Raw genomic sequence first — 7961 nt, 5'->3', positions numbered from 1 at the left:
GGCCTGCGCACGCTCGAGGCGGCGCTCATCCGCGGCGGCCTCGGCCCGGTGGCCGGTGTCGACGAGGCGGGCCGCGGCCCGTGCGCCGGACCGCTGGTGGTCGCCGCGTGCCTGCTGGCGCCCAAGGCCTACGACAAGCTGTCGGGCCTCGACGACTCCAAGAAACTCACGGAGGCGGCCCGTGAGGAGCTGTTCCCGGTCGTCCAGCGGTTGGCGCTGGCCTACAGCGTCGTCGTGGTGCCGGCATGGGAGATCGACTCGATCGGGATCCACGTCGCCAATATCGAGGGGATGCGCCGGGCCGTCGCGGGGCTGGGCCGCACGCCCGGCTACATCCTGACCGACGGCTTCAAGGTCCCCGGGCTGCCCGCGCCGTCGCTGCCGGTCATCGGCGGCGACGCCACCGCGGCATGCATCGCCGCGGCCAGCATTCTGGCCAAGGTGACCAGGGACCGGATGATGGTCGAGCTCGACGGGCAGCTGCCCGGGTACGGTTTCGCGGCGCACAAGGGCTACAACACGCCCGAGCACACCGCCGCGCTCCGGCAGCTCGGACCGAGCACCGAACATCGCCGGTCCTGGCGCAATGTGCGCGAACTCGAGGTGCCCGGCGGTAGCCGAGTGGCTACTCGTGCCGCGCATGCGCGATGATGTCCACTATGAACGCGGCGCTGCTAGAAGGAGGACGGCCCACCCGATGAGTGCTGAGGACCTCGAGAAGTACGAAACCGAGATGGAACTGTCGCTGTACCGCGAGTACAAGGACATCGTCGGCCAGTTCTCGTACGTGGTGGAGACCGAACGTCGCTTCTACCTGGCCAATTCTGTCGAATTGCGGCCGCAGAACGCCGACGGCGAGGTCTACTTCGAAGTGCGGATGAGCGATGCGTGGGTGTGGGACATGTACCGTCCGGCGCGCTTCGTCAAGCACGTGCGAGTGATCACGTTCAAGGACGTGAACATCGAAGAACTGGAGAAGCCGGACCTGCGCCTGCCGGAGTAGGCGGCGCACCGCCGGCCTGGTTGTCCACAGGCCGGCGGTTGTCCACAGAGTTGTTGTTCGCCCAGGTCACCGGACCGGGCGCGACGGAGTCGATCGACATGCTCGACCCGTGGCAGACAAACAGGCGCTCGGCGCATACGGGGAGAAGCTCGCCGCGCAGTTCTTGCGTGAGTCGGGGATGGAGATCGTCGCCCGCAACTGGCGATGCCGCTACGGCGAACTGGATCTGATCGTCCAGGACCCGACGGTCACGGCGTTCGTCGAGGTCAAGACGCGGTCGGGCCTGGGGTTCGGCACCCCGGCCGAATCGGTCACCTTCAGCAAACAGCAGCGGATCCGTCGGCTCGCGCTGCTCTGGCTGGCCGAGCAGCAGGGCCCGTGGCGGCGGATCCGGTTCGACGTGGTGTCGGTGCTGGTCCCGCGCGGACACCGCCCCGTCATCGACCACCTGGCCGGAGCCTTCTGATGGCGCTCGGTCGCGCGTTGTCGGTGGCGGTGACCGGGGTCGACGGTCAACTGGTCGAGATCGAGGCCGATATCGGCCAGGGCCTGCCCTCGGTGAACCTGGTCGGCCTGCCCGACACGGCGCTGCAGGAATCGCGCAATCGGGTGCGCGCGGCGGTCGCCAACACGGGGGAGAAGTGGCCCGACGGCCGGGTGATCCTGGCCTTGTCCCCGGCCACGCTGCCGAAGGTGGGCAGCGTCTACGACCTGGCGCTGGCGGTGTCGGTCCTGGACGCGTCCGGTGCGGTGCCGGGGGAGCGGCTGGCCAAGACCGTGCTGCTGGGCGAGCTGGCCCTCGACGGCCGGGTGCGACGGGTGCGCGGGGTGCTGCCCGCGGTGATCGCCGCGCGCACCGCGGGCGTGCCGACGGTGGTGGTGCCCGCGGCGGCGGTGGCCGAGGCCGGGCTTGTCGAGGGAATCGAGGTGCTCGGCGCGGTCAGCCTGCGCGCGGTGGTCGCCTGGTTGCGCGGTGAAGGCAGTCTGCTGGAACCGGACGGAAGGGTCCCCGGGGCGCAGGCGCCCAGCGGCGACCTGAGCGATGTCGTCGGTCAGGACGAGGCCCGCTGGGCATTGGAGGTCGCGGCGGCCGGCGGCCACCACCTGTTGCTGACCGGGCCGCCCGGGATCGGCAAAACGATGCTGGCGCAACGCCTGCCAGGTCTGCTGCCACCCCTGTCGGAGGCTGAATCGCTGGAGGTCACCGCGATCCACTCGATGGCGGGTTCGCTGTCGGCCGAACAGCCGCTGATGACGCTGGCCCCGTTCGTCGCCCCGCATCACTCGACCTCGGTCACCGCCATGATCGGCGGTGGTTCCGGCATGGCTCGGCCGGGCGCGGTGAGCCGGGCACATCGCGGGGTGCTGTTCCTCGACGAATGCGCGGAGATCGGCACGAAAGTGCTGGAGGCACTGCGCACTCCGCTCGAGGAAGGCGAGGTGCGGATCGCCCGGCGCGACGGTGTCGCGCGCTACCCGGCCCGATTCCAGCTCGTGCTCGCGGCCAATCCCTGCCCGTGCGCGCCGGCTCGCGACGTCGACTGCATCTGCGCGCCGCTGGCCCGGCGGCGCTATCTGGGCAAGCTGTCCGGGCCGCTGCTGGATCGCATCGATATCTGGGTGCAGATGCACGGTCAGGCGGGAGCGACGTTCGGTGACGCGCAGGTCGAGAGCAGCGCCGGTGTCGCCGCGCGGGTCGCTCGGGCCCGTGGGCTGGCCCTGCAACGCTGGAGCGCCGACGGCTGGGCCACCAATGCCGAAGTGCCGGGACATGTTCTGCGGCAGCGCTTCCGGTTGCCTCGGGAGTCGATCGCACCCATCGAGACGGCCTTGCGGCTGGGGCGGATGTCGGCCCGAGGCGCGGATCGGGCGATCCGGGTCGCGTGGACGATCTGCGACCTGCGCTGCGGGGAGATCCCGAGCGTGCAGGACGTGCTGTCGGCCTTGAACTTCCGGCAGCGAGGCGCCCAGTGAGTGGGCCGCGTGCCGCGGCGGCCGGTAATTCACCGGTGGCGTTGGACGTCGACGAGCGCAGACTCGCCTGGGTATACCTGTCGCGGGTGGTACAGGGTCCGTGCGCGCCGTTGTCGGCGCTGATCGCCTCGGTCGGGGTGTGCGAGGCGGCGCGGGCCGTGCGCGAATGCGAACTGCCCGAGGCATTGCGTGGCCCGACGGCGGCTCGGCGGGAGATCGACACGGCGGCCGACGATCTGGCGGCGGTACAGCGGCTGGGCGGGCGGGTCATCACCCCCGACGACGACGAGTGGCCCGGCTGGCGGATGCTGGGCCTCGACCAGCTCGACAGCGAGCGTGACCGCGAGGGCGCGGTGCCGCTGGTGCTGTGGGCACGCGGCCCGCTCTCGCTGCGGACGGCGTCCGAACGCGCTGTCGCCGTGGTCGGTTCGCGCTGCAGCAGCGGCTACGGGGTGCAGGTGGCGAGCGAGATCGCCTGCGACCTGGCCGGGCGCGGTTGGACCATCGTCTCGGGCGCGGCCTTCGGCATCGACGCGGCGGCGCACCGCGCGGCCCTCGCCGTCGGCGGCCCGACCGTGGCCGTGCTGGCCTGTGGCGTCGACCGGCCCTACCCCGCCCAGCACGACCGCCTGCTGTCCGCCATCGCCGAGACCGGCCTGGTCCTGAGCGAATATCCGCCGGGCACCACCGCCCAGAAGCATCGATTCCTGGCCCGCAACCGGCTCATCGCCACTCTCGGTGACGGCGTCCTCGTCGTCGAAGCCGGCCTGCGCAGCGGCGCCCGCAACACCGTGAAATGGGCCCGCCGTCTCGGCCGCCCCGCGATGGCGGTCCCCGGCCCCGTCGGGTCCGCGTCCTCGGTCGGCTGCCACCGCATGATCCGCGAGGGCGAAGCCCTGCTCGTCACCCGCGCCGAGGACGTCATCGACGAGGCGGGCCCCCTTCGCCTCCCCGTCACCGATGACACCCCCGACCCTGGCGCTCACCTGCGTGGCGCCGAAGCCGACGTCTACGCGGCCCTCCCCGCCATCGGCTCCCGCCTCCCCGTGGACCTGGCCCACCAATCCGGCCTCGATATCGCGACGGTCCGCGCTGTCCTGGTCGGCCTGGAACTCGCCGAGTTGGTCGGGTGCGATTCCGACGGCTGGTTCCGCACCCGAGGCCGGGGGTCGAGATGAAGGGGCCTCGACCGGCGCACGCCAACCGAGACCCTGTGCGCCGGTGCGATGTAACGGCGCAACGGCACCGTGAGAGCCGGGTGCGCGGATCGCGTCCTCTCGCGCACCAGACGAGATCACCGTGTCCGCAGATCGCGTCCCCGCGCGTCAGCCGCAGACGGTCGCGGTCGTCCGCGTAGTCGGTCGTGTCGGCCGCAGACGTCCATGCAGTCGATGCGGTGCGCCCCTGGTCGGCGCGTGCGGCCCTCGGCGACGGAAACTGCGGCGTACCGGATTCCGACCAGGCCGAACTCCCGGCCTACGGCTCACCCCGCAAACACGCCCCTTCCGCCCCGCAAACACGCCTCCCTCACCCGCACGCCGCGCGGCGCGGGGAATCTCACCTATTGCCAGGCTGTTGCCGCGCATAGTGATCGCACCGGGGACCGTGCCGCACGCTGCCTGAGCTGCGCGGTGCCGGTGCCGCGGATGAGCCGGGGCGGAAGTACGGAGTGCCGGGGCGACATACGGGGCGCTGCCGGCGAGGAGACCGCTGTGCGACTCGGACCGCAGGCAGTCAGCGCGAGACTACGTGCGGTGCGCCGCGCCACGTGCGTATCCGGTGAGCGGGGATGGTCGAGGGTCTGGGTCGCGCGGCGTGGTGGGTTGCGTGGGGTGGCGGGACGGGCGACGGTGGGGGAATGGATGTGTTGCCCGACGACCTGACCGCGCTGCTCACGGAGTTCGGGCGGCATCTGCGGTTGGGGCGGAATCGGTCGGCGCATACGGTGCGGGCCTACGTCGGGGACGTACGGTCGTTGCTGGAACATCTGTACGCGCGGTCGGCGGATTCGTCGGTGCGGGAACTGGATCTGTCGCTGTTGCGGTCGTGGTTGGCCGAGCTGGCGGCGTCGGGCGCGGCGCGGACGACACTGTCGCGGCGCGCCTCTGCCGCACGGACTTTCACTGCCTGGCTCACCGAGACCGGACGCCTGCCCATCGACCCGGGTCTGCGGTTGCGGGCGCCGAAGGCACACCGGGCACTGCCCGCGGTCCTGGTGCAGAGGCAGGCCGTGCAGGCGATGGACGCGGCGGAATCAGGGGCAGCCCAGCAGGACCCGATGGCGCTACGGGACCGGCTGATCGTCGAGATGCTGTACGCCACCGGCATTCGGGTCAGCGAGCTGTGCGGCCTCGACATCGACGACATCGACCGGGAGCGTGCTCTCGTGCGCGTCCTGGGGAAGGGCAACAAGGAACGCTCGGTGCCCTTCGGCGGCCCCGCCGACACCGCACTCGACGCCTGGCTCCGTGCGGGCCGACCGTCCCTGGCCAACGAGCACTCCGGCCGGGCACTGCTGCTCGGTCAGCGCGGCCGCCGCCTGGACCAGCGCCAGGCCCGCACCGTCGTCCACGAGGTCGTCTCGGCGATCCCCGGTGCTCCGGACATGGGCCCGCACGGCCTGCGCCACACCGCCGCCACCCACCTGCTCGAGGGCGGCGCCGACCTGCGCGTCGTCCAGGAACTCCTCGGTCACGCCAGCATGGCCACCACCCAGCTCTACACGCACGTCTCCGTGGAACGCCTCAAACGAGTCCACGACCAGGCTCATCCCCGCGCCTGAACGCAGGCGAGGTCGCGCAGGCCCACGCTCACTGGCGAGCGACTGCCGTGCGAGTAGGCGATTCCCGGCGTGCGGTAGTCCGCCCTGCGGTTTCCCAGCCGACGATCCCTGGCCTTGCGCGCTCGCCGGCCTGCACGACCTGGCGCGATGACGGGTGAGCTCGCCACGTCGCGATCGGCCCGGTCGGTGCCAAGGTGAAGCGGTCGGCGCGTTGCCCGGCCGGTAGGCGCGAGCACGGCAAGATGGGGTTCGGAGGTGGTCGGCGATGGCATTGCCCGATGTCGGGGGTGAATCCGAGGACGGGGAAGAGGAACTCGACTATCGATTCACCCTCGCCAATGAGCGGACATTCCTGGCCTGGGTACGCACGGCGCTCGGTCTGCTCGCCGGTGGCGTCGCCGTGCACACACTGGTCCAGCCGCTCCGCCTGGCCGGACTCGGCGGCATCATCGCCGTGAGCTGCCTGGTGATGTCCTTCGCGGTAGCGCTGGGAGCGTTCCGACACTGGCAGCGGATAGACGTCGCGATGCGCACCGGACGACCACTACCGGGCACCGTCCTGGTCCCCGTGCTGTCGGTCGGAGTCGCTGTCGTCGCCGCACTCGCCTGCCTGGCGGTGCTGCTGTCGTGACACCCTCGACTTTGGCGATGGAACGCACGGCACTGGCCTGGCGGCGGACTTCCCTGGGCGCAGCCGGTTGTGCGTTGCTGTTCGCCCATGAGGTCACGGCGGACGGGTGGCCGACGAACGCGCTGCCGATGGTTGCCGCGGCAGTCTCCCTGCTGCTGAGCTTTCTCGGATGGTTCCGAGGTCGCGCGCTCCATCAGGGCCGGGTGGAGGCCGGGCGACATGTCGTGACCGCCACCGCCGTCGCTGTCGCGATGATGGCGCTCATCGGGGTCGCCGGGGTGCTGGTCACCGGACTGATCGACTGATCAGCGAGACGGATCTCGTGGGCGAGGGCGTTCGAGAGCGACCGTGCCGTGGATCTCCTCGTGTCGCGCGCCGAGCGCGGGCACAAAGTCGGCACCGAGCGCGGGCTGTGATGCTCAGTCGCTGGTAGGCAAGGTTTTCAGGTAGCGATGGGCGAACCAGCGTTGGATCAGCCGGACGACCGGTCCGCCGACCGCCACGTACCAGGCGCCCGGGCGGGAGAACGCTGTGACCAGGCCGTACACCGTGTCGTCGGTGGGGTCGTATTCGACGGCGAACAGTTCCTCGCCGATCTCGGGATGCCCGGGCAGGGTGCCGTAGGCGAAGCCGCGGCGGTTCGGGTCGTCCAGCACGTAGACGACCCGGCACGGCGCGACGATGCCGACCGGGCCGAGACCGATGCGCACCGTCAATTCCGTTCCCGCCACCGCGGTGTCGGTATCGGATCGATGGAAGACACCGGCGCCCTTCTGGATCCCGAACGCGAGGATGTGGGTGGCGGCCCGGTCGAACAGTGCGCGGCCGTGGCCGATCGGGCGCCGCAGCTCGAACCGGTCGTAGCCCGCGGGGAAGGTGCCACGGGTGGCACCCACCTCGGGGTAGGTGAAGGGCGCTGATTCCTTTGGCACACCCCGATTGTCGTCCCGCGTTCGGGCGCGATGAACCCGGTGCGGCCGAGTGGTTCGTCACAGCGCGGGTGCCAGCGGTTTCAACCGGACCGGCACCTCGTGCAGCAGACCCAGCGGGTCGATGTACTCGCGCCGCGCGTGCTCGCTCGCTTCCCGGCGCGCACCCCAGTGCAGGCACGCGGTGGCCGGACACCCCTCGTGTCCGGCCACCAGAGTCCCGATCGGCGTGCCCCTGCTCACCCGGCTCCCCACGGCGATGTGTGCCCGCACCGGTTCGTAGGTGGTGCGCAGTCCACCGGGATGGTCGATGGACACCACCGGCTTGTCCGCCACCACACCGGCGAACACGACGATGCCGTCCCCGGCCGCCAGCACCGGCTGTCCCTCGCTGCCCGCCAGATCGACCCCGCGATGACCCGGCAGCCAGTTCCGCACCGGCTTGTCGAACCGCCGTTCCACCGTCGGCCGCGGCCGCAGCGGCCACCCGAACATCCCCTGCTCGGCCCCGCCGGCCGGTGCGCCACCGCAGGCCGGCCCCGCCACCATCACCGCCGCACAGACGACTACCACCGCCCGCACGCGTCGCGGTAACCCGAAACTCGCGCCTGCCCGGAGGTTCGCCCGGGGCGAGCGATGTGC

General features: G+C 71.3%; 10 protein-coding genes. 8 read left to right on the top strand and 2 right to left on the bottom strand.

Annotation, left to right across the window (positions count from 1 at the left end; all coding sequences use genetic code 11):
• The 8 genes from V8688_RS30105 to V8688_RS30070 all read left to right on the top strand — a co-directional run.
• Positions 1–651: ribonuclease HII (locus V8688_RS30105; RefSeq protein WP_342802216.1), on the top strand; the 651-nt coding region annotated here is incomplete at its 5' end.
• Between the two features lie 46 nt (positions 652–697).
• Positions 698–1003 carry a DUF2469 domain-containing protein gene (locus tag V8688_RS30100; protein WP_011210678.1) on the top strand — a complete coding sequence of 102 codons (306 nt, stop codon included), beginning with the start codon at positions 698–700 and terminating at the stop codon, positions 1001–1003.
• Between the two features lie 109 nt (positions 1004–1112).
• Positions 1113–1469 (top strand): YraN family protein, encoded by a 357-nt coding sequence (locus V8688_RS30095; protein WP_218716837.1) that lies wholly within the window; start codon positions 1113–1115, stop codon positions 1467–1469.
• Positions 1469–2977: a YifB family Mg chelatase-like AAA ATPase gene (locus V8688_RS30090; protein WP_218716838.1), complete on the top strand. Its 1509-nt coding sequence runs from the start codon at positions 1469–1471 to the stop codon at positions 2975–2977. The genes V8688_RS30095 and V8688_RS30090 overlap by 1 nt, the downstream gene beginning before the upstream one ends.
• A 35-nt stretch (positions 2978–3012) precedes the next feature.
• Entirely contained in the window at positions 3013–4155 is a 1143-nt protein-coding gene (dprA, locus tag V8688_RS30085; RefSeq protein WP_342802215.1) for a DNA-processing protein DprA, read from the top strand.
• A gap of 680 nt (positions 4156–4835) precedes the next feature.
• Entirely contained in the window at positions 4836–5759 is a 924-nt protein-coding gene (locus V8688_RS30080) for a tyrosine recombinase XerC (protein WP_342802214.1), read from the top strand.
• 265 nt (positions 5760–6024) lie between these two features.
• Entirely contained in the window at positions 6025–6390 is a 366-nt protein-coding gene (locus V8688_RS30075) for a DUF202 domain-containing protein (RefSeq protein ID WP_218716840.1), read from the top strand.
• A 17-nt stretch (positions 6391–6407) separates the two neighbouring features.
• Positions 6408–6695, top strand: a complete 288-nt coding sequence (locus tag V8688_RS30070) for a DUF202 domain-containing protein (RefSeq protein ID WP_218716841.1) — start codon at positions 6408–6410, stop codon at positions 6693–6695.
• Between the two features lie 114 nt (positions 6696–6809).
• Here V8688_RS30070 and V8688_RS30065 read toward each other — a convergent pair whose 3' ends face one another.
• Together V8688_RS30065 and V8688_RS30060 are read right to left on the bottom strand one after the other, a co-directional pair.
• A complete protein-coding gene (locus V8688_RS30065; protein ID WP_342802213.1) occupies positions 6810–7322 on the bottom strand; it encodes a DUF1990 domain-containing protein in 513 nt (170 codons plus the stop codon).
• 57 nt (positions 7323–7379) lie between these two features.
• A complete protein-coding gene (locus V8688_RS30060; RefSeq protein ID WP_218716848.1) occupies positions 7380–7868 on the bottom strand; it encodes a M23 family metallopeptidase in 489 nt (162 codons plus the stop codon).
• Positions 7869–7961 lie beyond the last annotated feature (93 nt).

This window comes from Nocardia sp. No.11 (assembly GCF_038752175.1).
Classification (GTDB): Bacteria; Actinomycetota; Actinomycetes; order Mycobacteriales; family Mycobacteriaceae; genus Nocardia; species Nocardia canadensis.
Note: the sequence above shows the minus strand (reverse complement) of the source record. Positions and strands in the feature narration are given on the sequence as shown.